Here is a 26,034-nt window from a genome sequence, read left to right as displayed (position 1 = left end):
AGCCTTTTAAAGCAACAACTTATAGCGTCGCAGTAGAAAATTTGTACGGACGCCTCTAGTCCAAAAGCGCCTGTACAAATTTTGTCACACCCCGCGCAGCGCGCTGTACGAAAAAAAGTTCTTTGCTGTCAACACCTTAGCTTCGACTGCACCGTACGAATCCGCCGCGTCGCATTTCCTACGGAATCGATGCTGAGAAGGTTGCCCGCGTAGCAATTCCTCAGTTCAGTACGAGCCTGCACCACCAGATCTGCTCATGGCGTTCGTGCTGAATGCGCTGGTCACCGTAGAGCACGATGCTGCGCTTGGAAAGGTAGCACCCGCCCATCGCTAAGCTGCTTGACCAAGAGCTGATCAACGATGACTTTGCTCAACAGTTGAGCCGAGTCAGGACAAATTCCGATAGCGAGACGGCCGACTAATGCAAGTATTCCCGTAGAAGGCGGAGCGCAGTGCGGCTAAGCTGCGTGCCGCAACCTGCTGCCAGCCTATCAATAACATCAGAAGCTAGAGAGCCACTATGCCTGAGCCAATGTTCCACTTTATGGTCACTGCCTCACGAGAGGTTTGGGTTGGAGGGGTTGAGGAATTCGAACGGAGCAGGTTTCTCGAGTACAGCCCCGACGACATCGTCAAGAAGTTCGAAAATCTGACGAAGACAAATATTGCTCGCCTCAGGGCAATGCCTTGCCTTTGTGCATATGAAGGCGAGGAGGACATCAGGCTCGGCACCATCGAAGACATTGAGCTTCAGCGCGGCATTATTCGCGTCACTGTCGATTTCGATCCAAATATTCCGCCGATACCTTTTGGCGACTTCTTTCCACATCGTAAGCGCTTTGGGGTTCACGAATGGGAGTTCTCAAGAACGCATTGGGCAGTCAAAAGCGGAGACCTACATGAAAAACTTAGAGCGTCAGGCTTGCTCAATGAGGTCACGGCTTCTCGACCTCGACTGACACAACTCGATGTTGAACAGACGGCCGCCGCGATAGTAGAGGCAATGGCCGCACGCGTTAGATCAATTGGTAGTGTGTCAGAATTCATAGCCGAGATCAATCAGCTGCACAACTCGAACAAAGAAGCGTTTTACCGAGGTCATACAGACGCAACCTATCAGCTGAAGCCCTCTGTCTTTCGAACCAACAAAGATGGCGTTCCGCTGTACAAGGACAGCGAACATCAAATGTTCCGAGAAGTCTTAGTCTCCAATTCCTTTGACTTCAAGGATGACACTTCCACACTGGACCGCCTTGTTCGGATGCAACACTACGAGTTGCCAACAAGACTTCTTGACATTACCTCTAACCCGCTTATCGCGTTGTTCTTCGCCGCATTCAGCGCGCAGCAAAGTACAAAGAAGCTTGCCACAGATGGTGAGGTGATCATCTTCCAGATGGATCGCGACAAGATTAAATACTTTGATTCAGATAGCGCGAGCTGCATTGCCAACCTGTCTTTGCTTAGTGCCAAAGAGAAAGACAGTATTGACTTCAGTATGTCTCAGCGTGCAGCGGAAGGCGAGACGATAGCAATCGGCACATTTAACTCGCAAGAGCCTATCAAGCGTCTACATCATTTCATCTCGGCTGAGAAACCGTATTTCTTGCGACACATTCAGCCGTCGACATTGAAGAGCGTCATCTCCGTTAAGAGCAAGCTTACGAACGATCGTATTTCATCGCAGTCCGGCGCATTCCTGTTGTTTGGGCATGAAGCCGTTCTAGAGGAAGAAAGCACTGAAGCAATTACCATTCATCGCATTCGGGTGCAAAACAAGCAAGCCATTCTCGATGAGCTCGAAAGACTCGGCATCCACGAGAGCTCAGTCTTCCCGAACCTAGTCGCTACTTGCAACCACATAAAAACGCGCTATCAGACCAAGAGCGAACCCGAAGAAAAGCAAGCTGAGTGACGATGACGGAGGAGCGATAAGAATGACTGAAGCCGGCAAGAAGGTGAAGTGGCACTGCAACCTATGCCTTCGAAACACACGACACACTGTGCTCTTTGCGATCACCAAGCAAGACGCCGTCGAAACACATGATGAAGACTTCGATGTGGAGGAAACGATCTACACGCTTGCAGAGTGTGATGGATGCGAGTACATCTCGATGAAGACGGATTGGTCGATCAACGGTGAAGGGGAAATGGTTGACCAATATCCGCCCGCTTTGACTCGCCGCCGGCCTGCATGGATACATGAGCTGTTCAAGGCCGACTTCCTCAATGAACAGAGCAAATATGACCTGTTGCAAGAGCTTTACACCGCCATTGGCGTGCAGAACTGGTGGCTGACTATGCTGGGAGTGCGCTCGTTACTTGAATTCGTGATGGTCGAAAAAGTCGGCGACAACGGCAGCTTTGTTAAGAATCTAGAAAAGTTTCTAGAAGGTGGCTTCATTAGCAAGATTCAACTTGATGCGCTAGGTCCGCTCATTGAAGCTGGACACGCTACGACGCATCGCGGCTATCAGCCCACGTCGTCGGATGTAAACGTGGTGATGGACATTCTGGAGAATGTACTTGAGTCTATCTATGTCACGGCCGCAAGAGCAAAGAAGCTCAAAGTGCCTCCTAGGCAGGCAAAGCCAAAGAAAGCTGGCAAACCATAAAGCGGCGATAATGCAGCACCGTCTGTCGGCTGCTTGTAAGTCGTCGAGTCATTGGCTAGAAGTCGCAATCTCAACAGGTTATCCAACCAAACGCTGCATTGCAAGCCCTTGATCGCTTATGCCACCAACCATCTTGCGCACATGCTATATGTCGCTTCCCTCTCGTTTGTATAGTGCCAAGATTAATCTCCTTTTTGCCAGTTCCGTGTTTGGGAAAACTGTGCGTAAAGTGTGCGAGATTTTTGACAAAAGCGACCGCAGCATCGCATATCCTGAAATTTCGGTCAGGTAATAGATCGGGTTTTTCCAGTGGCACCAGCAATGCGGCGACTTAGGATCACTGCATCACGTCAGGGAGAGAAGCATGAACAAGTTGAATGGTTGGCAAAGATTGTGTATGCACTGTTCACGGCAACGGTCATTGCCGCTAGTCTCTACCGAGCCTGGCCAAACGAGTCGATTGCTGATTCCCTTGCACGAAGAGACGCCGAGGAGTGGTATTCGCGTTCAATGGAGCAGGCGATTGCCGCTTGCGTCATTAGGATGAACGCTGAAGACCGCAGAGCCGCCGATAAAGAATGCAGGGCGCAGGTCGAGAAGACGTCAGACCCGGTAGCAGCTATCCAAAAGAAAACCGCAGAGTATGCACCAGTTGAATTCAATCAAGTTAAGACTGATCAGCTGAGGTTGTTGCTTGTAGGCATTGGCTTATGGTTTGGCCTTGTGTTTGGTGCCTACTTCATCGGTTGGCTTGCGGCGTGGGTCGTGAAAGGCTTCAAGCCCAAAGAGACAAGCTAGATTGATTGCCGCTGCGTAGCAGTACCTTTTCCCAAAGGCCTGTACGAATTTTGTGCAAATATTTGCACGCAAAATTTGAGCAACTTAAGCGGGGCAGGGGGCTCAAATGCGTGTGCTGTAAAGCACTTAGCGCAGATTCACGCTTTTTTGGCGAATCGCGGAGGTTGGCGTCGGGGCGTTTTTGCTAACCAACTGATTTTGAAGAGAAGAATCAGTTTGCGAAATAGCTGATGTACTGCAGGGCGGCAGCAACGCTGTCGATGAGGTCTTGCTGGCGGATCGTGGTCATTTGGAGGGCGGACAAGCTTGGGGGCGGCCGGAATTATCGGTGGCCGCAAAGATGAGAAGGGTTCTCATCCTGGCTATGCTGAAAGCCAACCCCGCCTTCGTGAGAATCGTCATGAGCAGAACCCGCATCGAGCACGACACCTTCGGCCCCATCGAGGTGCCGGCCGACAAGCTGTGGGGCGCGCAGACGCAGCGCTCGCTGCAGAACTTCGACATCTCCGGCGAACGCCAGGCGCCCGAGCTGATTCGAGCGCTGGCCAAGGTGAAGCGAGCGTCGGCCGTCGTGAACCGTGGGCTGGGGCTGCAGGACCAGGCCAAGACCGAGGCCATCGTGGCCGCGGCCGACGAGGTCATTGGTGGCCTGCATGCTGACGAGTTCCCGTTGGTGGTCTGGCAGACGGGCTCGGGCACGCAGACGAACATGAACGTCAACGAGGTGCTGGCCAACCGCGCCAGCGAGCTGCTGGGCGGCGAGCGGGGCGAGGGGCGGCTGGTGCATCCCAATGACGACGTGAACCGCAGCCAGAGCAGCAACGACGTCTTCCCGACCGCCATGCATGTTGCCGCCGTGCAGGCCTTGCAGGAGCGCCTGCTGCCGCCGCTGCGCGCGCTGCGCACGACGCTGCAGCAGAAGGCCGAGGCCTTTGACGACATCGTCAAGATCGGCCGCACCCATCTGCAGGACGCGACGCCGCTGACGCTGGGGCAGGAGATCTCGGGCTGGGTGGCGCAGCTGAACCACGGCGAGCGGCATGTGCTGGCGGCGTTGCCGCATCTGTACGAGCTGGCTTTGGGCGGCACGGCGGTGGGCACCGGGCTGAACGCGCCCAAGGGCTATGCCGAGCAGGTCGCCGCGGAGCTGGCGCGACTGACGGGCCATGACTTCGTCACGGCGCCGAACAAGTTCGAGGCCATGGCCTCCTGCGACGCCCTCGTCCACGCCCACGGCGCGCTGAAGACGCTGGCGGCCAGCCTGACCAAGATCGCCAACGACGTGCGCTGGCTGGCCAGCGGCCCGCGCAGCGGCATTGGCGAGATCAGCATCCCGGAGAACGAGCCGGGCTCGTCCATCATGCCGGGCAAGGTCAACCCGACGCAGAGCGAGGCGGTGACCATGCTGGCCGCCCAGGTCATGGGCAACGACGTGGCCATCAACATCGGCGGCGCGTCGGGCAACTTCGAGCTCAACGTGTTCCGGCCCATGGTCATCCACAACTTCCTGCAGAGCGTGCGGCTGCTGGCCGATGGCATGGCCAGCTTCAACAGGCACTGTGCCGTCGGCATCGAGCCCAATGAGGGGCGCATCGCCGAGCTGGTGGCGCGCTCACTGATGCTGGTGACGGCGCTCAACACGCATATCGGCTACGACAAGGCCGCCCAGATCGCCAAGAAGGCGCACAAGGAAGGCAGCAGCCTGCGCGAGGCGGCGCTGGCGCTGGGCCATGTGACGGCCGAGCAGTTCGACGCCTGGGTGGTGCCGGGGCAGATGGTGGGGCGCTAGAAACGCTGCCCCTCGTCCGGTTGCGCCTCGCTGAACGCGGGCGACCCAGCCGGTCCCCCGAGGGGACGGCGATGCTCGCGGCATCAAGCCGCGAGCACATCGCCAGACGTGCCGGCTTGGGAGCGGCCCGGCGCTCGGCCCGAATTTCTAGCCGCTGCGAACGATCAGTGCTTCTCGCCGTGGGGCGGCTGCGGCAACAGCCGGTCCGTGAAGGCGATGGCCATGGCCGACAGCAGGAAGGCGACGTGGATGATGGTCTGGTACATCAGCGTCTTCTCGGCGTAGTTGTCGGCGTTGATGAAGGTCTTCAGCAGGTGGATGGAGCTGATGCCGATGATGGCCGTGGCCAGCTTGACCTTCAGCACCGAGGCATTCACGTGGCTCAGCCACTCGGGCTGGTCGGGGTGGCCGTCGAGGTCCATGCGCGACACGAAGGTCTCGTAGCCGCCGACGATGACCATGATCAGCAGGTTGGAGATCATCACCACGTCGATCAGCCCCAGCACGACCAGCATCAGGATCGTCTCGTTGAGCTTGCCGGGAATCGCCTCGCCCTTGTAGCCAATGCTCTTGACCAGGATTTCAAGCGCATGCTGGTCGCCGAACGCCGCCTCGATCAGGTGCACCAGCTCGGTCCAGAACTGGAAGACGTAGACGGCCTGCGCCAGGATCAGGCCCAGGTAGAGGGGCAGTTGCAGCCAGCGGCTGGCGAAGATCAGGCGGGGCAGGGGGCGCAGCGGGGCTGTCATGGAAGTCCGGGGTCGGCGAAGAACGCGCGGATTCTAGGGACAGGCCGTGTCAGCGGCGCTGCAGTGCGATGTCGAGCTTTTGCAGCGGCAGTTTGGAATACGCCGCCACATCGGGCTGAGCCTTGAAGGCCTGGCGCGCCTGGGCTGCCAGAGCGAGCGCACCAGGGCGGTCGCCTGCGGCCAGGGCGCACAGGCCCGCCTGGGCGCGCAACCAGGCGGGCCGGGGTGAGTTCGGGTTGCGGTCACGCAGGAGGGCCTCAGCCTGGGCGACGAGCTTGTCGCGCCCGGCCCCGGCGCGGCCCTGGATGCAGTCCAGCTGGGCAGCGACGGCCTCGCTGGCGAAGCGCTCGGGTGGCAGGTCAGGCGTGGACCCGGGCGACAGGCCCTGCACGGCGGCCGCGGCTTCGGCCGGTCGACCCAGGTCGAGCAGGATCTGGGCTTTGACCCAGGCCAACATGGCGCGCGAGGCCGGTGTAGGCGACGCGGCCTCCAGCTTGAGCAGGCCTTCCTGAGCATCCCCCGCTGCCGTCAGCCACAGCGCGAAGCGCGCCAGGTCACCGGGCTGGTCCAGCGGCCGCATCTGCCCATCGCGGATGAGCTTCTGCCAGTAGTCGCCCACCTCGTGGCCTTGGGTGAATATGGCGCCCACGGCGGCGGCAAAGATGTCGGATGCGGTCCATTGCAGGCGCTGCCAGTACCGGGGCGGCCGGCCTTCCGAGGATGCCGGAAAGCTGGAATGCAGAAAGGTCCACGCCGACTGGATATCGCCGTGGATGTAGGCCAGGCGGCTGCGCGCCAGGTTCAGGCGCAGTTGCAGGGCTTGCGGTGGCTCCGGCTGGACTTCGATCAGGGCCGTGGCCGAGTCGGCGGCCTGCTGGGCATCCGCATGGCGGGCCAGGCCCGCCTGGTAGCGGGCCAGCGCAAATTCGGTCTGGATGACGCGGGCCTCGATGACCGCCTGGCCGCCGCGTGCATTCAGGTTGCGCACGACGGCGTCGATGAACGGCGCCGCGGCCTGTGCGCGCCCATGTTCGATCAGACTCTGCGCGGCGAGAGATCGCAGCCGATGCACGAGCGGCGATGCGTCCCCGTGCGCGCTGAGCGCCAGCGCGACGCTGCGCTCCAGATGGGCGTCGGCCTCGGTGGGCTGGTCTGCCCGCTCCGCCATCTCGGCGCGCAGCACCTGCGTGCGAGCCGGCGCCGTCGAGCTGGCGGGCTGTGCCGGCAGCATGGGCTCAACCTCCTGCAGCGCGGCCTGCGCCGCCTTTGCACGGCCGGCGGACCAGGCAGCCTGCGCCATCGAGGCCAGCGCCTCGGCGCGCAGCAAGGGATCACCGCCTGCCAGCTTCAGCGCCTCTTGCGCGGCAGCATCGGCCTCGGCCCAGCGGCTGGCCGCCAGCCAGGCCTCCGCGGCCAGCAGCCGTGCCGCCGCCAGCGCCTGCCGGCCGGCGTCCGCGCGTTGCAGGGCTTCGACCTGGCGCTGCGCATGATCGGCGGCCAGGTCGGGACGGTCCATCTCCAGGAAGAGGCGTGCGATCGCGCCCAGCAAGTCGGCCTGCAGTTCGGGCTCTTCCGGGAAGCGCTGCTGGACCAGCGCGGCGCTGTCGGCCAGCGTCAGCTCGGGCGTGGGGCGGCGCGAATCCGTGCGGGCAAAGAAGGCAGCCTGGTCGGCTCGCAGCAAGGCCGCGGTGAAACTGGTCATGACGCGCTGGCGCTGTGCCGCCAGCTCGGCGCGCTGGGCCTGGCGCAGCGCAATGCCGCCGCCCAGCGCCAGCGCGGCGATGACGACCGCCGACGTGCCGAAGGCAAGCCTGTGGCGGCGCAGCGTGCGGCCGAGGCGGTGCCAAGTGCTGTCGGGCTGGGCCAGCACCGCCTCGCCGCGCAGGTGGCGCTCCACGTCCTGGGCGAAGGCGTCGACGCTGGCATAGCGCTCGGCCGGGTCGCGCCGCAGCGCCTTGGCCAGGATGGCGTCGATGTCACCGCGCAGCGCGCGGGCCGTCGCGGTGTCAGTGCAGCGGATGCTGGCGCGCTCGGGCTCATCGACAAGTACCGCTGCTTCCCAGGCAGCGCGGCTGTCGCGAGCAAGGCGATACGGCGTGTGGCCGGTCAACAGTTCGAAGGCCAGCACGCCCAGGCTGTAGACGTCGGTGGACACGGTGACCGGCGCGTCGCGCAACTGCTCCGGCGAGGCGTAGTGGGGCGTCAGATGGCGCTCCGACGCCAGCGTGAGGCCGGCGCCAACGGCAGCCTCGGACAGCAACTTGGCGATGCCGAAGTCCAGCAAATGGGCCTGGCCGTCGGGCGTCACCAGCACGTTGGAAGGCTTGATGTCGCGGTGCACGACCAACCGCCCGTGGGCATAGCCGACGGCGCGCATGACCTGCAACAGCAGCGTCAGGCGCGCGTTCACGCTCAAGGCCTGCTCGCGACACCAGGCGTCGATGGGTTGGCCGGCCACCAGTTCCAGCGCGAGATACGGCCAGCCGCGCATGTCGATGCCGGCGTCGTAGAGGCGGGCGATGTTGGGGTGCTCCAGCATCGCGCCGATGTCCCGCTCCTGGGCCATCAGTCGTGCCAGCCCCTCGCCCCAGGTCAGCCGTGGCAGCTTGAGCGCCACCTCGCGCCGGTAGCTGCCGTCCGCCCGCTCGGCCCGCCACACACTGCCCATGCCGCCGCGGCCGATCTCTTCCAGCAGCCGGTAGGGGCCGATGCGGTCGCCGGCGTGTACGGCGGCGGGGTCCTCGCCCTCCCAGGCGCCCAGGCGCGGCAGTGTCAGCTCGCCGGGCGGGTTCGCCAGCATGTCGCGCAGCGCCGCCACGAGGTGTGCGGCGTCCGGCGGCAGGGCTGCCAGCCAGGCTTCATGGCTTTCGGGCGCCAGCGCCTGGGCCTGGTCGAGCAGTCGGCTCAGCCGGCTCATGTCCGCCGGGGTCAGCATCGTTGGGCTCTTTTCATTGGGTTCGCACACTAGGTCAGACGCAAGCGCATCGCCAGGGCGGACATCCCCAGTAAGGATGATGTCCGTGGCGGCAGTGCGCTGGCACCATGCGCCCGTGCCAGACGATGCCATCGAAACCCTGATCGAACAGGTCAATGCCGGTAGCGCCGGCGCCCAGGACCGGCTCTTCGCTGCCGCTTACGACGAACTGCGCAAGTTGGCCCGCTCCCGCCTGCGCGACGGCGGGCGCAACACCGTGCTCGACACCACAGTGCTGGTGCATGAGAGCTATCTGCGCTTTCTGGGCAGCGGCCGGCTGCGGCCGGACAGCCGGCGCGCCTTCTTCGCCTATGCCTCACAGGTGATGCGCTCCGTCATCATCGACGCGGTGCGCGAGCGCCAGGCCCAGCGCCGTGGCAGTGGTCTGGCTCACCTGACGCTGGACACCCACATCGCCGACAGCACGCCGGCCGGCGAAGACGAGGTGCTGAAGGTGCACGAGGCCCTGGAGGCCCTGGCCGCGGCCGAGCCGCGCCTGGCCAAGGTGGTGGAGATGCGCTATTTCGGCGGCTACAACGACCTCGAGATCGCCGAGGCGCTGCAGCTCACCGACCGCACGGTGCGCCGTGACTGGGACAAGGCGCGGCTGCTGCTGGGAGTGCTGCTGGGCCAGTGAGCGGGCCGGGCGGCGGCGGTCTTGTCCGGATTCGCTGCAAGGCTGCGTCTGAAAGCAGGTGAGCAAGCCGCTCACGCTCTTGGAACGCGCCATGTCCCGCCATCCCCTTCGAGTTGCTCGAACCGTGCTTGCCGCCTGCGCGCTGCAAGGCGCCGCCTTGGCCTGCATGGCCCAGGCCCAGGCCCTGCCAGGCGTGCGGGCGAGTTGGCAGAGCCAGGACCCGGGAGGTACCTTGACGGGGCTGATGGGCGGAGCGCCCGTGGTGAGTTTTGAAAACGGGCAGTGGTTCTTCCAGGGCGTCGGGGCGATCCTGCTGGGCTGGAATCCGTCCCAGCCCAACGCCGGGCTCGGGACCCTGGACCTGCATTTCGACTTCCAGCCCTGGCATCTGACGCTGGATGCGAAATGGGAGCTGGTTCTCACTCCCCAACCCGACCAGATGAGCGTGCGCACTGTCAGCCGCTTCGTCGCGCCGCCCGACGCGCAACTGGCCACCGCCCGGGGCCTCAACCGGTGGGACGTGACGGCCTCTGGCACCGAACACTACAGCGCCGAGGTGAGCCCGGTGGCGCTGGGGAGCCTGGACAGTTCGGTTGGCCTGACGCCGCCCGTCTGGGCCACGGCACCACAGGCTGCGGGGCACTGGGATCTTTCGGTGACGCAGACGCTGATCGGCAGCTACCACCTCGTGGCGTCTTCGGACCCCGACTGTCTGAGCCTGGCCTGCATGCCCGGGCAACGGGCTGCGGCCAGCCTGCAATCTTTGGAGTTTTACCTGCCGCAGAGCGTCGAGCTGCGGGCCATTGTGTCTAGCGTGCCCGAACCCCAGGTGCCGGTGCTGTTGGCGGCAGGCCTGGGCCTGCTGGCGTTGCGGCGCGGCAGGTCGGGAGCGCGGTCATGAACGCGCCGCGTGTGATCGGGCTGCTGCTTTGGCTCGCGCTCGGCAGTGCGCGGGGCGCCGAGTACACGGTGCTGTCGCAGGAGCATGTGGCCGGCCATCTGCGTGTCGAAACCCAGCCCGATGGCCGCATCGAGACCGACTACAGCTACCGCGACAACGGCCGCGGCCCGGACATCAAGGAGAGCTTTCGCCTCGCCACCAACGGCGCGCCGCGCGACTATCGCGGCCGGGGGCGCAGCACCATGGGCGCCGAGATTGCCGAGGATTTCGATGTCGTCGAGGCCCACGCGCGCTGGCGTTCGCGGGCCGACAGTGGCGATGTGCCGGCGGGTGATGACTTCGTCTTCATCCCGCTGGAGGCCTCGCCGGGCTACTACGGCGCCCTGGTGCGCATGCTGCTGGCCCAGCCCGACGGCCGTGCCGCCACGCTGGGCGGGCTGAAGATCCGCGCCGAGATCCTGGCCCGCCTGACGCCCGATGCCGCGACGGGGCCTCTGGCCCTGGTGGCCGTCACCGGCGCGGATGCCCAGCCCTGGTACTACTGGGTGCGCGACGACGCCAGCCACGCGCTGTTCGCGATCACCTGGCCAGGCTTCGCGGTGGCAGAGAAGGGCGCCGAGGCGCTGGTGCCCGCTTTGCTGGCCCGCCAGCAGCAGGCCGCCAACGAGCGCCTCGGCGCGCTGCGCCAGCGCCTGGCCAAACCGTTCGAAGGCGTCACGCTGATCCGCAATGTGCGCTGGTTCGACGCCCCGGCGGCGCGCATGCGGGGCCCCAGCGATGTGTGGATCTCACAGGGCCGCATCGACGCCGTGACCGAGCCCGGCGCGCTGCGCGTGCTGCCCGAGCGCGCCATCGACGGCCGCGGCCAGACGCTGCTGCCGGGCCTGTGGGACATGCACGCCCATCTGTGGAGCGAGGACGGCCTGGCGCATCTGGCCGGCGGTGTGACCAGCATCCGCGACCCCGGCAACGACAACCAGGAGTTGCTGCGCCTGCGCGACCGCATCGAGCGCGGCGAGGTCATCGGCCCGAACGTCTACGCCGCCGGCTTCATCGAGGGCAAGAGCCCTTTCTCGGCGCGCAATGGCATCGTCGCCGAGACGCTGGACGAGGCACTGGATGCGGTGAGCTGGTATGCCTGCCATGGCTTTGTCGGCATCAAGCTCTACAACTCGATCAAGCCCGAATGGGTCAAGCCGTTGACGACCAAGGCCCGCAGCCTGGGCCTGCACGTCAACGGCCATGTGCCGGCCTTCATGCTCGCCGAGCAGGCGGTGCGCGCCGGCTACGAGGAACTGACCCACATCAACCAGGTCATGCTGAACTTCGTCAGCCGCCCGGGGGACGACAGCCGCACCTTGCTGCGCTTTCAGCGCGTGGGCAGCGACGCCCAGGCCGTGGACCTCGCCAGCCCGAAGGTGCGGCGTTTCATCGCGCTGCTGCGTGAGCGCCAGGTCGTCGTCGACCCGACGCTGATGACCTTCGAGGCCATGTTCACCCAGGCCCAGGGCGAGCTCGACCCGGTGCTGGGCGACGTGGCTGGGCATCTGCCCGTGCTGTGGCAGCGCCAGCTGCGCGTGGCGCCGATGGACCTGGCGGGCGACAAGCTCGACACCTACCGCCGTTCCTACGCCAAGCTGCTGGCGTTGACGCGCGACATGCACCGCGCCGGCGTGCCGCTGGTGGCGGGCACCGACGGCACGGCCGGCCTGGGTCTGCACCGCGAGCTGGCGCTGTACGTGAAGGCGGGCATTCCGGCGCCCGAGGTGCTGCGCATCGCGACCTGGAACGGTGCGCGGGTGGCGGGCGCCAGCGCCGAGCGTGGCCGCATCGCGCGTGGCTATGCAGCCGACCTGCTGCTCGTCGAGGGCGACCCGTCCCAGGACATCGAGGCGCTGCGCCGTGCCAGCCTCGTCATTCAGGGCCGCGTGGCCTATGCGCCGGCCGAGCTTTATGAAGCCATGGGCTTCAAGCCTTTCGTGGCCGCACCGGGCATGTTGGTGCGGCCGCGGCCTTGAACTAGGGGGGGCGTGTCCGGATCTGCCGGCGCGGCCCGTCCTGAAGAAGGCGGAGCACTCGCGCCGCCACCTCAACCTGCTGGGAGCTCCTGATGATCCAAATGAAATTGCGACTTGTGCCGCCTGCCCTGCTCGCCGCGCTGGCCCTGCTGAGCGGCCCCGCCCGGGCCGAATTCTTCAATGCAGACACCGGGCTGACCACGCCAGACCTCACCGTCGACTTCGAATCGGTTGCGCTGCGGGCGAGCGAGGTCGTGTCCGATCAGTTCGTCAACCTCGGCCTGAAGTTCGATTCCGCTTTCGCCAACGCCGACATGAATCCGGCGTTTGTGCATTTCAGCGGCAACCGTGTGAGCAACTTCCGGTCGAATGTGGGTGCCTCGACCGGCTTCGCGATCCATTTCGTCAAGCCCGTTTCAGCCGCAGCCTTCGCGATGGTGACGGCGGACAACGGCGTCTCGACTTTTGACGCCTACTTCCATGGTGGCTGGGTCGAATCTGCCGCCGCGCCCTCATCGCTGACGGGCTCGACCAATATCTATGGCTTTCGCGACATCGTCTTTGACGAGTTGAGGATTCACACCAACACCACGGATCACGCGCTGCTGATCGACAACCTGCAATTCATCAACGCCCCGGTACCCGAGCCGGCGAGCGCGGGCCTGCTGCTGGCCGGCCTGGGCCTGCTGATGGGGCTGAAACGCCGGCCCCGCGCCGAGCCGCGCTAAGCTTGCGCCGCGGGGCGCAGAGCCGAGAGTAAGGGCATCGTCAGTGACTCCTCGCACAGTGCGCGCCAAGCAGCCAGAACGAGGAGACACACGATGAGTACGCTCAACACCTACGCCCCCAGCCCGGAATGGGTCGCCAACGCCCATGTGAAGGGCGAAGCGGGCTATGCCGCGCTGGTGGCCGAAGCCGAGGCCGATTACGCCGGCTTCTGGGCCCGCCAGGCCCGCGAGCTGCTGAGCTGGCAGACGCCGTTCACCAAGACGCTCAATGACAGCGACGCGCCCTTCTTCAAATGGTTCGAGGACGGCAAGCTCAACGTCTCCTACAACTGTCTGGACCGCCATGTCGAGGCCGGCAAGGGGGAGAAGACGGCATTGATATTCGAGGCCGATGACGGCACGGTCACTCGCGTCACCTACGCCGAGCTGCTGGCCAAGGTCAGCCAGCTCGCCAACGCGCTCAAGGGGCGCGGCATCCAGAAGGGCGACCGTGTCGTCATCTACATGCCGATGTCCGTCGAGGGCGTGGTGGCCATGCAGGCCTGCGCGCGCATCGGCGCGACGCATTCGGTCGTGTTCGGCGGCTTCTCGGCCCAATCCCTGCGCGACCGCGTGCAGGACGCCGGCGCCGTGGCCATCATCTGCGCCGACGAGCAGGCGCGCGGCGGCAAGGCGCTGCCGCTCAAGGCCATCGTCGACGAAGCGCTGGATGGCGGCGTCTGCCCGACGCTGAAGGACGTCATCGTCTACAAGCGCACCGGCGGCAAGATCGCCTGGGTCGACGGCCGCGATGTGTGGCTGCACGACCTGATGTCGGCCGAGTCGACCAGCTGCGCGCCGGAGTGGGTCGAGGCCGAGCATCCGCTCTTCCTGCTGTACACGTCGGGCTCCACCGGCAAGCCCAAGGGCGTGCAGCACAGCACGGGCGGCTATCTGCTGCATGCCGCGCTGACGACGAAGTGGACCTTCGACCTGAAGGATGACGACGTCTTCTGGTGCACGGCCGACATCGGCTGGGTCACCGGCCACACCTACATCACCTACGGCCCGCTGGCCCTGGGCGGCACCGAGATCGTCTTCGAGGGCGTGCCTACCTACCCGGACGCCGGTCGCTTCTGGCAGATGATCGAGAAGCACAAGGTCACGATCTTCTACACGGCGCCCACGGCCATCCGCTCGCTGATCAAGGCGGCCGAGAGCAACCCCGCCGTTCACCCGGCGCGCTCCGACCTGAGCAGCCTGCGCCTGCTGGGCTCGGTGGGTGAGCCCATCAACCCGGCGGCCTGGGAGTGGTACTACGAGCATGTGGGCGGCAAGCGCTGCCCCATCGTCGACACCTTCTGGCAGACCGAGACCGGCGGCCACATGATCACGCCGCTGCCTGGCGTCACGACGCTGGTGCCGGGCTCCTGCACGCTGCCCTTCCCGGGCATCACGGCGGCCATCGTCGACGAGACCGGCAACGACGTGCCCAATGGCCAGGGTGGCATCCTGGTCGTCAAGAAGCCCTGGCCGAGCATGATCCGCACGATCTGGGGTGACCCGGAGCGCTTCAAGAAGAGCTACTACCCGGCCGAGCTCAAGGGCTACTACCTGGCCGGTGACGGCGCCATCCGCGACGCCGAAACGGGCTACTTCACCATCACCGGCCGCATCGACGACGTGCTCAACGTGTCCGGCCACCGCATGGGCACGATGGAGATCGAGTCGGCGCTTGTCAGCTGCACCGAACTGGTGGCCGAGGCGGCGGTGGTGGGCCGCCCGGACGACACGACCGGCGAGGCCATCTGCGCCTTCGTCGTGCTGAAGCGCCCGCGCCCGAGCGGCGACGAGGCCAAGGCGATTGCCAAGCAGCTGCGCGACCACGTGGCCAAGGAGATCGGCCCCATCGCCAAGCCCAAGGACATCCGCTTCGGCGACAACCTGCCCAAGACGCGCTCGGGCAAGATCATGCGGCGCTTGTTGAGGTCGGTGGCCAAGGGGGAGTCGGTAACGCAGGACACGTCGACATTGGAAAACCCAGCCATCCTGGAGCAACTGGGCCAGGCTTACTAGACTGGACCGGTTGCTCTAGGCCGCGCGAAGCGCGGTCGGCGCAGCCGATGGGCTGGGTTTGGGGCTTGCCCATATCGCTTGCGATGTGAGCGAGCACCAAAATCCCGCAATCCTTGAGCACTTGGGTCAGGCTGACCGAGGTGTGCCGAGGGCATGACCTGCGTCTTGCCCGACGCCTCACTAAGGACTCGCCTCAGGCCCCAAGTTCTAGGGGGTGGTGATCCCTTCTGCGGGCTTAGTGCGGTTGAACGTGTGCAGACGCCCATCAACCCCGACCCGGAGCTTCAAGCCATGTCTTCACCCCGCTATTTCCTGTGCTTGGCACTGGCCGGCCTGGCCAGCAGTGTGCAAGCCGCCCCGAGGCACCAAGACGTCACCGGCCCCGGTGGCTTCATGAGTTCCTGCGCTGCGCCGTCGAGTCCCGGCGCGCCGAGAACGGCAGGTACCGACTTCACCGGCGGCTTCGCGTCCGGCCACTGCACGGTGGCCTACTTCACCGGCAACAGCAGCGCCACCACGAGCGACAGCTACAGCAGCGGCAACATCAGCAACTCGACCTGGGGTTCGGTGGGCATCGGCCACATCCACATGCGTTCAGACAACAACTCGCCCAACAACGCCTTCTTTGCCGTGGCGGGGTCCAACGGCGGCTTCGAGGATAAGCTGACCCTGCAATGGGCCGGGCATACGGGGCAGACGGTCTACATGCTGGTCGACATGTCCATCGACGGCACCCTGGCCGCCGCGGGCTTTGCCGGGCGCAGCCAGATCCAGGTGACCGGTTACATGAACACCTTTGAGTTGTCCTCGTCCAACCCGGGCTACAGCCGGGGCAACTCCGATCTCTTCGCCACCGACCGCCAGCGCGTGGCCTGGGGTGTGGCCAGTTCGCCCGCCACCTCGCGCGTGGTCGACGGGCACTGGACCTTCAGCGTGCCGGTGGTGGTGGGCACGGCCTTCGACCTGGGCATCTACGCCCGCGCCGAGTCGGGTCAGCGCAGCTTCAGCGCGGTGTCGGGCAACTCGAACAGCCAGCTTGATTTCTCCAGCAGCGTGCTGGTGCAGGGCGTGACCGGCCTGCTGGTGGGCGGCAGTTTGGTCACCGATGGCTACACGCTCAGCGCGGCCAGCGGGCTGGACTGGACAACGGCGCTGCCCGTGCCCGAGCCGGGGAGCGCCCTGCTTCTCGCGGCTGGACTCGGGTTGCTCTGCTTGCGCCGTCTGCGCAGGGACTGCCGATAGCGCCGCAAACCGTGCGGTCAGGCCCCGGGCACTGCGGACCCCTGCTTGACGCCCTTGGCTTCGGTCTCCTGCAACTGTGACAGGACCTGGCGTTCTCGCAGGGTGACTGGAGCGGGCAGCAGAGCGCTGCCCTCGCGAGCCAGGCGTGCGGCTTCCTGCGGGCGGGTCGACAGGCTCAGGCGGGCCAGGCCGGCCAGGGCGCGGGCCTTCTGCAACTGCCTGGAACGCGGCGCTGTCGCGGAGTCTGCACGGGCGGTTTCAAGCACCCTGCGGAACTGTTCCGATGCTGCGGCATCGCCTTGCCGTGCCAGGACTTCGGCCAGCACCAACCGGGCCTGCCTCGCCAGCAGGGTGTCGCTGCCCGCAGCCTCGTAGATCGCTGCGGCGCGCTCGGCCGCCTGGCGCGCCAGCGCGGGCTGCCCGGCTTGCCGCTCGGCCTCGGCCAGGAGCATCCGGTTGGCGGCGTAGCTCGAACCCGTGGCGTCGGCCGGCCAGCGTGCGGCCAATTGGCGTGCGGCGACCAGGGCGGCAGCCGCGTTGCCATCGGCCAGATCGAGTGCCACCTGGGCCGACAGGACGCGATCGCTCAGGGTTCGGCCGGGCTCACCCGTCGGGTGGTGCTGCGCCAGCGCCAGCGCCTCGCGCAGCTCCGCCCTGGCCGCTTCGGGCTGGCCCAGCTCATGGCGCGCCCGCGCGGCATTGACGAGCACGACCACGCGGTCCGGGTTGCGGCCGCTGTCGGTGCGCTGCATGAGGGAGAGCGCCCGGTCGTAGGCTGCCAGCGCTTGTTCCATCTCGCCCCGGCGGGTTTGCAGGTCGCCCAGGTAGAGCTGCAGCAGCGCCTCGGCCTGCTCCGGGTGCTCGGCACTGGGCGTGAGCGCAAGCGCCTTTGTCAGGGCGGCCTGCGCCGCATCGAACTGGTCGCGCATCGAGTGCACGTTGGCCTGCCACTGCAGGGCGAAGGCGTGGGTGGCGTCGTGGGGCCGGTGTTGACGGCAGGCGAGTTCGGCGCGCTCAAACAGGCTCAATGCAAGTTCGTACTGGTCGGTGCGATAGGCGTTCACGCCGCGCATCCACAGCGCAAAGGGGTAGCTCTCGGTGTGTTGCTGGCCGACCCTCTCCATCAGGGCAATGGCGTCGTCGTAGAGCTGGTTGGATTCAGCGCGCCGCCCCAGCTTGGGCAGGTTGGTGGCGCGCTCGACCAGGGCGTAGACGTACTTCTCACTGGTCGCGCCGAAATGCTGCTTGGCCAGTTCGAGCGCTTTGAGCTGCAGGGGCTCGGCCTGCGCATGCAGGCCGTTGATGCGCTGCAGTTCCCCGAGCGCGGTCAGCAGTTCCAGGCGTGCCTCCGGGTCGATCTTGAGGTCGTCCTTGAGCAGTTCGGCGCCACCGCTTTCGATCAGCTGCAGCACGGTGGTCGCGGCACCGTTGGCCTGGGTTCGCTGGCCGATCTGCGCCGTGTTGAAGGACTTGAGGAGGAAGTCCTTGATGGCCGTGGCCTTGGCGGCCTCGGTTTGCGCCAGCACGGCCTGACGCCGGGCCCTGTCGGCCTGCCAGAGTGTGGCGCCGACGCCGGCCGCCAGCGCCGACGCCAGCAGCACGCTGCCGGCCACGGCGAGTCGGTTGCGGCGCACGAAGCGTGCGGCCCGGTAGCGCCAATCCCCGGCCCGGGCGCTGACCGGTTCGTGGCGCAGGTAGCGTTGCACATCCTCGGCCAGGGCCTGCACCGAGGGGTAGCGCGCGCCGGGTTGCTTGCGCAGGGCGCGCGCCGTGATGAAGGCCAGATCGCTGCGCAGGGCCCGGGCCAGCTGGGCTGCTGAAGTGCCCCGCGCCGCAGCGGCCTGCACGCTGGGCTGAGCCCGGGAAAGCGACAGGGGCTCGGCCTCGACGATGTCGCGCACCCACTGCGCCGGCGTGCTGTCGGTGCCGGCATAGGGGCGCTGGCCGCTGAGCAACTGGAACAGCAGCACACCCAGGGCATAGACGTCGGTGGCCGTGCTGATGGCGCCGCCGGTGAGTTGCTCGGGTGCGGCGTAGGCGGGTGTCAGGCCCGCGGCGGCGGCCCGGGTGAGGTCGCTGTCGGGACCCGTGTCGTCGGCCAGCAGCTTGGCGACGCCGAAGTCGAGCAGCTTGACCTGGCCGTCCTCGCTCACCAGCAGGTTGGCGGGCTTGAGGTCGCGGTGCACCACCAGGTGGGCATGCGCGTACGCCACGGCCTCGCAGACCTGCAGGAAGAGCGCGAGCCGCTGTGCCAGACCGACGCGACGGACGTCACACCAGTCATCAATCTGAGCGCCGGCCACGTATTCCAGCACCAGATAGCGTGCGCCGTCCGGCTGCACACCGGCATCCAACAGGCGCGCGATGTGCGGATGCCCAAGCCTCGCGAGCAGCTCGCCCTCCCGGGCGAAGCGGGCGCGTTGCGCGGGCGTGGTGGCGCGGGCATGCAACAGCTTGATCGCTGCATGGGCGTCGTAGAGCCCGTCACTGCGTTCGGCCAGCCAGACCTCGCCCATGCCGCCGCTGCCAATCGGCTCCAGCAGCTTCCAGGGACCGAGGCGCTGCCCGGCATGGGCCTGCACCGCCGGCGGCTTGACCTCGGGCATGAACTGCTGCATCTCGGCAGACGCGTCGGCAGCAATCAGCGCGAGCAGTTTTTGGTGCTGCACCGTGTCGGCCTGGGCCTGCGCCAACAGCTCGGCCCGTTCGCTGGCATCGGCGTCGAGCCAGGCGTCGAACAAGGCCATGGCGTCGCGCCAGGGCCCGATGCTGGCGCGTTCGGTGTTCATCCCCTGAGTTGCTCGAACAGGAAGGCGCGCGCCCGGCGCCAGTCGCGCTTGACGGTCGGGACTGAGACGCCCAGCAAATCGGCAATCTCGTCCTGGGTCATGCCGCCGTAGAAGCGCATCTCGACCACCCGGTGGGCGCGCTCGTCGATGGCCGCGAGTGCGTTCAAGGCCTCGTCGAGGCGAATCGGGTCCATGCCTTGCGCAGCCTGCGACGATGGCGAGGTCACCGGCTCGCCCTCGGGTGTCGCGGCGAACTCCAGCAGGGCCGACGTGTTCAGCGTCACCTCGGCCACCCCGCCACCGCGCTTGTCGGCATGGCGGCGGCGCAACTGATCCACCACCACGCTTCGCATGACGCGGCTGGCTAGGGCGAAAAACTGCGCGCGATAGGCCGGCACCACCATGCCGCGTGTGCGCAGCCACAGCTCGTGGATGAGCGCGGGCGGGTCCAGGGTGACGGGGCCCACTGCGTGCAAATGGCGCCGGGCAAGCCGGCTCAGCTCAGGGTAGAGCAGGCTGTAGAGCTGGTCGGCGGCGCCGGGCTCGCCCGCCGCCACACCGCGCAGCAGTTCAGTGACCTCAGCCATGTGCCAATGCGACTTGCATCGCGCAAGTTTCGCATCGGCGGGCTGTGGCCGCGAGGGCCTTTGCCCGGCTCAGCGGCGACGCCGCAGCTTCAGAGCCAGCAGACCCAGACCACCCAACGACAGGGCTACGCTGCCCGGCTCCGGCACCGCCGACACATTGAGCGCCTGGTCGAGGTGGATCTTCAGAAACTCGGTGTTGTCCGAGCCGAGGTTGCGGCCGCCCGTGCCGGGGTAGTTGTTGTCATTGGCGACCAGCAGGGTGTGGGCGTCCAGGATGAGCACACTCTCGATGGTCGTGAACGGAAAGGTGAAGGCGCTGCTGCCGTCGCCGTTCAGATCATGCGGGTCGGCGATGTTCATCAGGTCGATGACCTCGCTCTTGACGAGGTTGCCGCTGCCGTCCAACTGGTTCAGGTCGACCTTGAAGATCTTCTTGAACGGCGTGCCGCCGCCGGTGGCCGTAGCGCCGTTGCGCTCGATGATGAGGAACTCGTGGTCGTTGATGGCCGTCATGTCACCGATGTTGGTGCCGGCGCCGTCGAGCTTGTAGTTCCACTGCTGGCCGGTGTAGCTCTCGGTGCCTACATCGAAGGCGTTGATGCGCAGCGTCTTCGCCGGGTCGCCCGTGACCGTGCCTTCCAGCAGCGTGTAGAGGCGGTCGCCGTTCGGGTTGATGGCCATGCCTTCGAAGCCGTTGGAGCGGCCCAGCGTCGCGCCGATGGTGCCGTTCACGACCGCCTCGTTCTGCGGCGACGCCACGCCCAGCATGCCAATCTCGCGGCGCAGCACTTCGCCCTTGGCGTTGGTCTTGATCAGGTAGGGACCGAACTCATCGCCGAACCACAGGTTGCCGTTCTTGTCCTTGCGCACCGACTCGATGTCCAGGTCGGCGCCGGTCAGCTGGCGGCCGCTGCGGATGCTGGGGTCGACCAGCGGGTTGGCTGCCGTGTTGTAGTAGCGCGTGTAGTCGGCCTGGATCTTCAGCGACAGCAACTGGTTTGGATCGGACAGCGTGACGTAGCTGCCAGACGTGAAACCGCCCATGCTGGCGCCGCTGTTGAAGTTGGCGGCCGAGACCGTACCGGTGCCGCCCGTGGCCGTCTTGAAGTTGGGTGTGACGGCGTACATGCGCAGCAGTGCGTCGGCCGAGTTTTCCTTGGCGCCGAAGCCGTTGTCGGGCATGAAGAGGTAGGTGCCAGCGGCAGGGCCGGCCAGTACGGCGGAGAAACCTTGCACGGATTGCTTGTTCAGCAGCGGCAGCGAGTTACCTCCGGCGCCGCTGGCGAACTGGCCGGTGGTCGGACCTTCGGCGAAGGTGTTGGCCGGCATCAGGGCCCAGCCTTCCAGCGTGGCCGAGGCGGCCTGGGCAGTGCTGGCGGCGAACAGGGCAAGGACGGCCGTCGCGAGCGCGGCGGGCTTCAGTGGGCAAATGGAGTTCATGGGCGATGCCGTGGCTGCGCGCAGAACAGCCTGCGCGGCGCGGATTCTTGGCAGCCGCCGTGACGCGCCAGTGACGCGTTGCACCACCGTCCCCCAAAAGCAGAGCAGGCCCCGCAGGGCCTGTTCACAGAAGGGGTGATGGCCTTACTTGACCGTCAGCACCCACTTGGCCAGCGTCTCGGCCTCGGCCGGGCTGACCTGGGTGTTGGCTGGCATGGGCACGGGGCCCCAGACGCCGGAGCCGCCCTTCTGGATCTTCTCGGCCAGCTTCTTGTAGGCGTCCTTGTCCTTGGCGTACCTGGCCGCCACGTCCTTGTAGGCCGGGCCGACGAGCTTCTTGTCCAGCGCATGGCAGGCCATGCAGTTCTTTTTCTGCGCCAGCTCCTGGGTGGCGAAGGCGGCGGGAGCGACGACGAGGGCGAGGCTGAGGATCAAAGCATTCTTCATGCGAACCTTTCGGGGCGTTGGACTACAGTGGTTGCAAAGATACCTGAAGGAGAGCCCGCATGGGTTTCGTATTGATCGGCGTGCTCTTGATCGTGCTGCGGCTCGGCGGCTGGGTGCAGTTCCACAAGGACGACTTCTGGGCCTGGGTCATCGTGCTGTCGCCCTTTGTGCTGGCCGCGGTCTGGTGGGCCTGGGCGGACTCCAGCGGCCTGACGCAGAAGAAGGCGATGAATGCCCTGGACGCCAAGAAGGCGGCCCGGCGCGAGGAACTGATGGAAGGGCTGGGGCAAGGCAAGCCCGGGGCGAAGAAGAAGCGCTGACGTGCCCCTCGCCCAGCCTCGCGCCGCTGAACGCGGGCGAGCCTGGTCGGTCTTGCAGACCGCGCAGCCGACGGAGCGGCTGCTCTTCGGCAGGCACGACAAGTCCACAGGACTTGCCGTGTCCGGCCTCAGCCCCCCGGGGGGACGGCGATGCTTGCCGGATTGACCGGCAAGCAAATCGCCATGACGGGCCGGCTAGGGAGCGGCCCGGCGCTCGGCCCGGAACCCCTCACTCAAACTTGTCCAAAACCGCACCCGAACTCGCGCTCGAAGCGTTCTTCGCAAATTTGGCCAACACGCCCCGCGTGTAGCGCGGCTTGGGCTGCAGCCAGGCCGCACGGCGCTTGGCCAGCTCGTCGTCGCCGACATTGAGGTTCAGCACCAGTTGATGGGCGTCGATGGTGATGGAGTCACCCTCCTGCACCAGCGCGATGACGCCGCCTTCATAGGCCTCCGGCGCCACATGGCCGACCACCATGCCCCAGGTGCCCCCCGAGAAGCGGCCGTCGGTGATGAGGCCGACGCTCTCGCCCAGGCCCTGGCCGATCAGCGCGCCAGTCGGGGCCAGCATCTCCGGCATGCCGGGGCCGCCCTTGGGGCCGAGGTAGCGCAGCACCATGACGTCGCCGGCCACGATCTTGTTGGCCATGATGGCGGCCAGCGCGCTCTGTTCGTCATCGAAGACCCGCGCCGGGCCCGTCATCACGGGCGTCTTGAGGCCGGTGATCTTGGCCACGCAGCCTTCGGGCGAGAGATTGCCTCGCAGGATGGCCAGGTGGCCTTCGGCGTAGATGGGCTTGGCGACGGGCTGGATGACGTCCTGGTCGGCGCTCAAGGCGGGAACGTCGGCCAGGTTCTCGGCCACGGTCTTGCCGGTGATGGTGATGCAGTCGCCGTGCAGCAGCCCGGCAGCCAGCAATTCCTTCATGACCGCTGGCACGCCGCCGGCCTTGTGCAGGTCCACGGCCAGGTATTTGCCGCTGGGCTTGAGGTTGCACAGCACCGGGATCTTCTTGCGCATGCGCTCGAAGTCGTCGATGGTCCAGTCCACCTCGGCCGCGTGGGCGATGGCCAGGAAGTGCAGCACCGCGTTGGTTGAACCGCCCGTGGCCATGATGACGGCGACGGCGTTCTCGATGGCCTTTTTGGTGACGATGTCGCGCGGCTTCAGGTCGGCCTTGACGGCCTCCACCAGGCAGTCGGCCGCCAGCTTGACGTTCTCGACCACCTCGTCCTCGACGTTGGACATGCTGGAGGAGTAGGGCAGGCTCATGCCCAGGGCCTCGAAGGCCGAGCTCATCGTGTTGGCCGTGTACATGCCGCCGCAGGAGCCGCTGCCGGGGATGGCGCGCTTCTCGATCTGGCAGAAATCTTCCTCGCTCATCTTGCCGGCGCTGAACTGGCCCACGGCCTCGAAGACGCTGACGATGTTGAGGTCCTGGCCCTTGTAGTGGCCCGGCTTGATGGTGCCGCCGTAGATGTAGATGGCCGGCACATTGGCGCGCAGCATGCCCATCATGCCGCCGGGCATGTTCTTGTCGCAGCCGCCGATGACCATGACGCCGTCCAGCCACTGGCCGCCCACGCAGGTCTCCACGCAGTCAGAGATGACCTCGCGCGACACCAGCGAGTACTTCATGCCCTCGGTGCCCATGGCCATGCCATCGGAAATGGTCGGCGTGCCGAACAACTGGGCGTTGGCGCCGGCGGCCTTCAGGCCGATCACAGCGGCGTCGGCAAGCTTTTGCAGGCCGGAGTTGCAGGGCGTGATCGTGGAGTGGCCGTTGGCGATGCCGATCATGGGCTTGCCGAAGTCGCTCTCCTGGTAGCCCATGCCGTAGTACATGGAACGGTTGGGGGCACGGGCCACGCCCTCGGTGATGTTCTTGCTGCGGCGGTTGAAGCTCATGACGGTCTCCTGGAGAAGCCGGCAGTTTGGCGCGCCTGAGTTTGCTTTTCAAATATATTGTTCACTCTGCATTGATATGCATGGTGAATCAATGATCGAACTGCGCCCCCTCCAGCAATTCCTCGCCGTGGCCGAGCTGCTGCACTTCGGCCGTGCCGCCGAGCGCCTGCACATGAGCCAGCCGCCGCTGACTCAGGCCGTTCGCAAGCTGGAGGCCCAGCTCGGTGTGCAGCTGTTCGAGCGCAGCAGCCGCAGCGTGCGTCTGACGCCGGCCGGCGCGGCATTGCAGGCGTCGGCGCAGAAGCTGCTGCTTGAGGCCGCCGCGCTGCCGGCCGAGGTGAGGGCGGTGGCTGACGGCCTGGCCGGGCGACTGCGCCTGGCCTTTGTGTCGACTGTCGGCTTCGGCGGCCTGCCGCTATGGCTGCGCTCCTTCCGCGAGGCCTGTCCGCAGGTGGCCCTGGCGCTGCGCGAGGCGACGCTGGACGTGCAGCTGCGCGAGTTCGAAGCCGGCAGCATCGACGCCGGCTTCGTCATCCACACGCCCGGCGCTGCGCCGGTGGGCTTCCAACGCCTGTCGATCGGTATCGAACCGCTGGTGCTGGCCCTGCCCAGCAGCGACGAAACGCCGACCGACGAGCAATGCCGCTCGGCGCCGCTGGTGATCTTTCCGCGCGAGGTGGCGCCGTCGCTGTACGACGCCATCCTGGCCCACCACGGCGCGGCGGGCCAGAACGCCACGATCAGTCAGGAGGCCATCCAGATGCAGACCATCGTCAACCTCGTGTCGGCCGCCATCGGCGTGGCCTGGGTGCCGGCCAGCCTGCAGGGCCTGCAACGGGCTGGCGTGACCTATCGTGCGCTGCCCGGTGCGCCGCAGGTGGAGACCAGCCTGATCTGGCGTGCCGATGCGCTCCCCGTTGTTGCGCGCTTTGTCGATCACGTGCGCGCCCATGCCTGAAGTCATGCGTAAAAACCCGTGTCGCCGTGGATGCTGCTGCAACGTTAACGAATTCACACTCTGGAGACCCCTGCATGACCCTTCGCCTGCTCCCCCTCGCCCTGGCCCTGCTGGCCGGCGCCGCCCAGGCCGACCTGCTCAAGGACCCGCAATGGCAGGCGTGGCTGGATGCCGGCAAGACCGCCGACCTCGTGCGCGCCGCCAAAGCCAAGAGTGATGACGACCAGGCCGCTGTCGCTCTCGCCATGGCCGCCGTCGACGACAACGACGGTGCCCGGTTGGAGGCAGCCATCCCTGCCTTGCAAAACTGCTCAGAGAAGCGCCCGCAGGCCGTCTGCAGCTATGCCCTTGGGCGTGTCTACGGCCAGCAGGCCATGGCGGCCAGCGTCTTCAAGATGCCTGGCCTGGCGAGCAAGACCAAGGAGCAGTTCGCCAAGGCCGTCGAGCTCGATCCGGCGCTGTTCGAGGCACGCAGCGGCCTGACGCAGTTTTATCTGATGGCCCCGGGCTTTGCCGGCGGCAGCGTGCCCAAGGCCAAGGAGCTGGCCGCGGAGGTGCAGCCGCGCCAGCCCGAGCAGGCCAAGGTGTTGCGGGCCCTGCTGGCCATGAACGACAAGGACTGGACCGCTGCCGAGCGCGAGCTGGCCAGCGTCAAGGCTGGTGACGATCGCACGGTGGCGCGCGAGCTGCGCGGCCAGTGGACGCGCCTGGGTTTCGAGTTCATGGAGCAGAAGAACCTGCCCAAGGCCCGCGGCATCTTCGAGGCCCTGCAGCGCGACTATCCCGGCCACGCCGCCGGCCCCTATGGCCTGGGCCGCGTGCTGACGGAGCAGGGCCAGCCCGATGAAGCCGTCAAGGCCTTCGAGCGCGCGCGCGCCCTGGAAGGTGCGGAGCGCATGCCCATCGACCATCGCCTGGGCCAGGCCCTGATCGCCAAGGGCGACAAGGCCGGTGCCAGGGCGGCGCTCGAGCGCTTCGTGCAGAACAAGCGCGCCAATCCGCGCAACGTCGACGAGGCGAAAAAGCTGCTGGCCGACCTGGCCTGACGGGGCGGGAAGAGGGCGCTGGCTATGATGCC

At 66.0% G+C, this 26,034-nt stretch carries 20 protein-coding genes; 13 read left to right on the top strand and 7 right to left on the bottom strand.

The window, feature by feature from the left end; all coding sequences use genetic code 11:
• Positions 1-520: 520 nt before the first annotated feature.
• The 4 genes from ACXJLH_RS21010 to fumC all read left to right on the top strand — a co-directional run bounded on the left by ACXJLH_RS21010 (position 521) and on the right by fumC (position 5,202).
• Positions 521-1,915 carry an FRG domain-containing protein gene (locus ACXJLH_RS21010; RefSeq protein WP_457445997.1) on the top strand — a complete coding sequence of 465 codons (1,395 nt, stop codon included), beginning with the start codon at positions 521-523 and terminating at the stop codon, positions 1,913-1,915.
• Between the two features lie 22 nt (positions 1,916-1,937).
• Positions 1,938-2,615 carry a DUF4145 domain-containing protein gene (locus ACXJLH_RS21005; protein ID WP_457445995.1) on the top strand — a complete coding sequence of 226 codons (678 nt, stop codon included), beginning with the start codon at positions 1,938-1,940 and terminating at the stop codon, positions 2,613-2,615.
• Positions 2,616-2,996: 381 nt separating this feature from the next.
• Positions 2,997-3,413, top strand: a complete 417-nt coding sequence (locus ACXJLH_RS21000) for a hypothetical protein (RefSeq protein ID WP_457445993.1) — start codon at positions 2,997-2,999, stop codon at positions 3,411-3,413.
• Positions 3,414-3,813: 400 nt separating this feature from the next.
• A complete protein-coding gene (gene fumC, locus ACXJLH_RS20995) occupies positions 3,814-5,202 on the top strand; it encodes a class II fumarate hydratase (protein ID WP_457445992.1) in 1,389 nt (462 codons plus the stop codon).
• A 164-nt stretch (positions 5,203-5,366) separates the two neighbouring features.
• Here fumC and ACXJLH_RS20990 read toward each other — a convergent pair whose 3' ends face one another.
• Together ACXJLH_RS20990 and ACXJLH_RS20985 are read right to left on the bottom strand one after the other, a co-directional pair.
• Entirely contained in the window at positions 5,367-5,951 is a 585-nt protein-coding gene (locus tag ACXJLH_RS20990; protein WP_457325536.1) for a TIGR00645 family protein, read from the bottom strand.
• A 49-nt stretch (positions 5,952-6,000) separates the two neighbouring features.
• Complete coding sequence (locus ACXJLH_RS20985; RefSeq protein WP_457445990.1) at positions 6,001-8,886, bottom strand: protein kinase domain-containing protein; 2,886 nt, start codon at positions 8,884-8,886, stop codon at positions 6,001-6,003.
• Positions 8,887-8,971: 85 nt separating this feature from the next.
• Here ACXJLH_RS20985 and ACXJLH_RS20980 point away from each other — a divergent pair, with 85 nt between their 5' ends.
• From ACXJLH_RS20980 to ACXJLH_RS20955, 6 genes are all read left to right on the top strand, one after another.
• Positions 8,972-9,562 carry an ECF-type sigma factor gene (locus ACXJLH_RS20980; protein WP_162247835.1) on the top strand — a complete coding sequence of 197 codons (591 nt, stop codon included), beginning with the start codon at positions 8,972-8,974 and terminating at the stop codon, positions 9,560-9,562.
• Positions 9,563-9,653: 91 nt separating this feature from the next.
• Positions 9,654-10,463: a hypothetical protein gene (locus ACXJLH_RS20975; RefSeq protein WP_457445989.1), complete on the top strand. Its 810-nt coding sequence runs from the start codon at positions 9,654-9,656 to the stop codon at positions 10,461-10,463.
• Positions 10,460-12,481 (top strand): amidohydrolase family protein, encoded by a 2,022-nt coding sequence (locus ACXJLH_RS20970; protein ID WP_457445988.1) that lies wholly within the window; start codon positions 10,460-10,462, stop codon positions 12,479-12,481. Before ACXJLH_RS20975 ends, ACXJLH_RS20970 begins: the two co-directional genes overlap by 4 nt.
• Positions 12,482-12,582: 101 nt before the next feature.
• Positions 12,583-13,209 carry a PEP-CTERM sorting domain-containing protein gene (locus ACXJLH_RS20965; protein ID WP_162247837.1) on the top strand — a complete coding sequence of 209 codons (627 nt, stop codon included), beginning with the start codon at positions 12,583-12,585 and terminating at the stop codon, positions 13,207-13,209.
• Between the two features lie 93 nt (positions 13,210-13,302).
• The gene (gene acs, locus ACXJLH_RS20960) at positions 13,303-15,264 is read left to right on the top strand and encodes an acetate--CoA ligase (protein ID WP_457445987.1); all 1,962 of its coding nucleotides are present in this window, start codon (positions 13,303-13,305) and stop codon (positions 15,262-15,264) included.
• A gap of 291 nt (positions 15,265-15,555) precedes the next feature.
• Positions 15,556-16,506 (top strand): PEP-CTERM sorting domain-containing protein, encoded by a 951-nt coding sequence (locus ACXJLH_RS20955; protein ID WP_162247838.1) that lies wholly within the window; start codon positions 15,556-15,558, stop codon positions 16,504-16,506.
• Positions 16,507-16,523: 17 nt separating this feature from the next.
• Here the strand turns inward: ACXJLH_RS20955 and ACXJLH_RS20950 are convergent, their stop codons facing one another.
• From ACXJLH_RS20950 to ACXJLH_RS20935, 4 genes are all read right to left on the bottom strand, one after another.
• Positions 16,524-19,295 (bottom strand): protein kinase domain-containing protein, encoded by a 2,772-nt coding sequence (locus ACXJLH_RS20950; RefSeq protein ID WP_457445986.1) that lies wholly within the window; start codon positions 19,293-19,295, stop codon positions 16,524-16,526.
• Positions 19,292-19,882 carry an ECF-type sigma factor gene (locus ACXJLH_RS20945; protein WP_457326558.1) on the bottom strand — a complete coding sequence of 197 codons (591 nt, stop codon included), beginning with the start codon at positions 19,880-19,882 and terminating at the stop codon, positions 19,292-19,294. The genes ACXJLH_RS20950 and ACXJLH_RS20945 overlap by 4 nt, the downstream gene beginning before the upstream one ends.
• A gap of 69 nt (positions 19,883-19,951) precedes the next feature.
• Positions 19,952-21,322 (bottom strand): esterase-like activity of phytase family protein, encoded by a 1,371-nt coding sequence (locus ACXJLH_RS20940; RefSeq protein WP_457445985.1) that lies wholly within the window; start codon positions 21,320-21,322, stop codon positions 19,952-19,954.
• Between the two features lie 144 nt (positions 21,323-21,466).
• Positions 21,467-21,769, bottom strand: coding sequence for a c-type cytochrome (locus ACXJLH_RS20935; RefSeq protein ID WP_457445984.1), 303 nt, complete (start codon positions 21,767-21,769; stop codon positions 21,467-21,469).
• A gap of 59 nt (positions 21,770-21,828) precedes the next feature.
• On the opposite strand from ACXJLH_RS20935, the gene ACXJLH_RS20930 reads away from it, so the two are divergent.
• A complete protein-coding gene (locus tag ACXJLH_RS20930; RefSeq protein WP_457445983.1) occupies positions 21,829-22,089 on the top strand; it encodes a TIGR04438 family Trp-rich protein in 261 nt (86 codons plus the stop codon).
• Between the two features lie 229 nt (positions 22,090-22,318).
• Here ACXJLH_RS20930 and ilvD read toward each other — a convergent pair whose 3' ends face one another.
• Positions 22,319-23,998, bottom strand: coding sequence for a dihydroxy-acid dehydratase (ilvD, locus tag ACXJLH_RS20925; protein ID WP_457445982.1), 1,680 nt, complete (start codon positions 23,996-23,998; stop codon positions 22,319-22,321).
• A 91-nt stretch (positions 23,999-24,089) separates the two neighbouring features.
• Here ilvD and ACXJLH_RS20920 point away from each other — a divergent pair, with 91 nt between their 5' ends.
• On the top strand, positions 24,090-24,956 hold the full coding sequence (locus tag ACXJLH_RS20920; protein ID WP_457445981.1) for a LysR family transcriptional regulator: 867 nt from the start codon (positions 24,090-24,092) through the stop codon (positions 24,954-24,956).
• Between the two features lie 74 nt (positions 24,957-25,030).
• A complete protein-coding gene (locus ACXJLH_RS20915; RefSeq protein ID WP_457445980.1) occupies positions 25,031-26,002 on the top strand; it encodes a tetratricopeptide repeat protein in 972 nt (323 codons plus the stop codon).
• Positions 26,003-26,034 lie beyond the last annotated feature (32 nt).

Source organism: Roseateles sp. P5_E4 (assembly GCF_054049255.1).
The sequence above is the reverse complement of the archived record's forward strand: the minus strand, read 5'-3'. Positions and strand labels throughout refer to the sequence as shown.

What these genes read in the sequence shown, in the direction of transcription:
- acs (WP_457445987.1), top strand. Translation starts at nt 13,303, where the DNA reads ATGAGTACGCTCAACACCTACGCCCCCAGCCCGGAATGGGTCGCCAAC.
- ACXJLH_RS20985 (WP_457445990.1), bottom strand. Translation starts at nt 8,886, where the DNA reads ATGCTGACCCCGGCGGACATGAGCCGGCTGAGCCGACTGCTCGACCAG.
- ACXJLH_RS21010 (WP_457445997.1), top strand. Translation starts at nt 521, where the DNA reads ATGCCTGAGCCAATGTTCCACTTTATGGTCACTGCCTCACGAGAGGTT.
- fumC (WP_457445992.1), top strand. Translation starts at nt 3,814, where the DNA reads ATGAGCAGAACCCGCATCGAGCACGACACCTTCGGCCCCATCGAGGTG.
- ACXJLH_RS20950 (WP_457445986.1), bottom strand. Translation starts at nt 19,295, where the DNA reads ATGAACACCGAACGCGCCAGCATCGGGCCCTGGCGCGACGCCATGGCC.
- ACXJLH_RS20935 (WP_457445984.1), bottom strand. Translation starts at nt 21,769, where the DNA reads ATGAAGAATGCTTTGATCCTCAGCCTCGCCCTCGTCGTCGCTCCCGCC.
- ACXJLH_RS20975 (WP_457445989.1), top strand. Translation starts at nt 9,654, where the DNA reads ATGTCCCGCCATCCCCTTCGAGTTGCTCGAACCGTGCTTGCCGCCTGC.
- ACXJLH_RS20920 (WP_457445981.1), top strand. Translation starts at nt 24,090, where the DNA reads ATGATCGAACTGCGCCCCCTCCAGCAATTCCTCGCCGTGGCCGAGCTG.
- ACXJLH_RS20965 (WP_162247837.1), top strand. Translation starts at nt 12,583, where the DNA reads ATGAAATTGCGACTTGTGCCGCCTGCCCTGCTCGCCGCGCTGGCCCTG.
- ACXJLH_RS20915 (WP_457445980.1), top strand. Translation starts at nt 25,031, where the DNA reads ATGACCCTTCGCCTGCTCCCCCTCGCCCTGGCCCTGCTGGCCGGCGCC.
- ilvD (WP_457445982.1), bottom strand. Translation starts at nt 23,998, where the DNA reads ATGAGCTTCAACCGCCGCAGCAAGAACATCACCGAGGGCGTGGCCCGT.
- ACXJLH_RS20940 (WP_457445985.1), bottom strand. Translation starts at nt 21,322, where the DNA reads ATGAACTCCATTTGCCCACTGAAGCCCGCCGCGCTCGCGACGGCCGTC.
- ACXJLH_RS21005 (WP_457445995.1), top strand. Translation starts at nt 1,938, where the DNA reads ATGACTGAAGCCGGCAAGAAGGTGAAGTGGCACTGCAACCTATGCCTT.
- ACXJLH_RS20955 (WP_162247838.1), top strand. Translation starts at nt 15,556, where the DNA reads ATGTCTTCACCCCGCTATTTCCTGTGCTTGGCACTGGCCGGCCTGGCC.
- ACXJLH_RS20970 (WP_457445988.1), top strand. Translation starts at nt 10,460, where the DNA reads ATGAACGCGCCGCGTGTGATCGGGCTGCTGCTTTGGCTCGCGCTCGGC.
- ACXJLH_RS20990 (WP_457325536.1), bottom strand. Translation starts at nt 5,951, where the DNA reads ATGACAGCCCCGCTGCGCCCCCTGCCCCGCCTGATCTTCGCCAGCCGC.
- ACXJLH_RS20930 (WP_457445983.1), top strand. Translation starts at nt 21,829, where the DNA reads ATGGGTTTCGTATTGATCGGCGTGCTCTTGATCGTGCTGCGGCTCGGC.
- ACXJLH_RS20945 (WP_457326558.1), bottom strand. Translation starts at nt 19,882, where the DNA reads ATGGCTGAGGTCACTGAACTGCTGCGCGGTGTGGCGGCGGGCGAGCCC.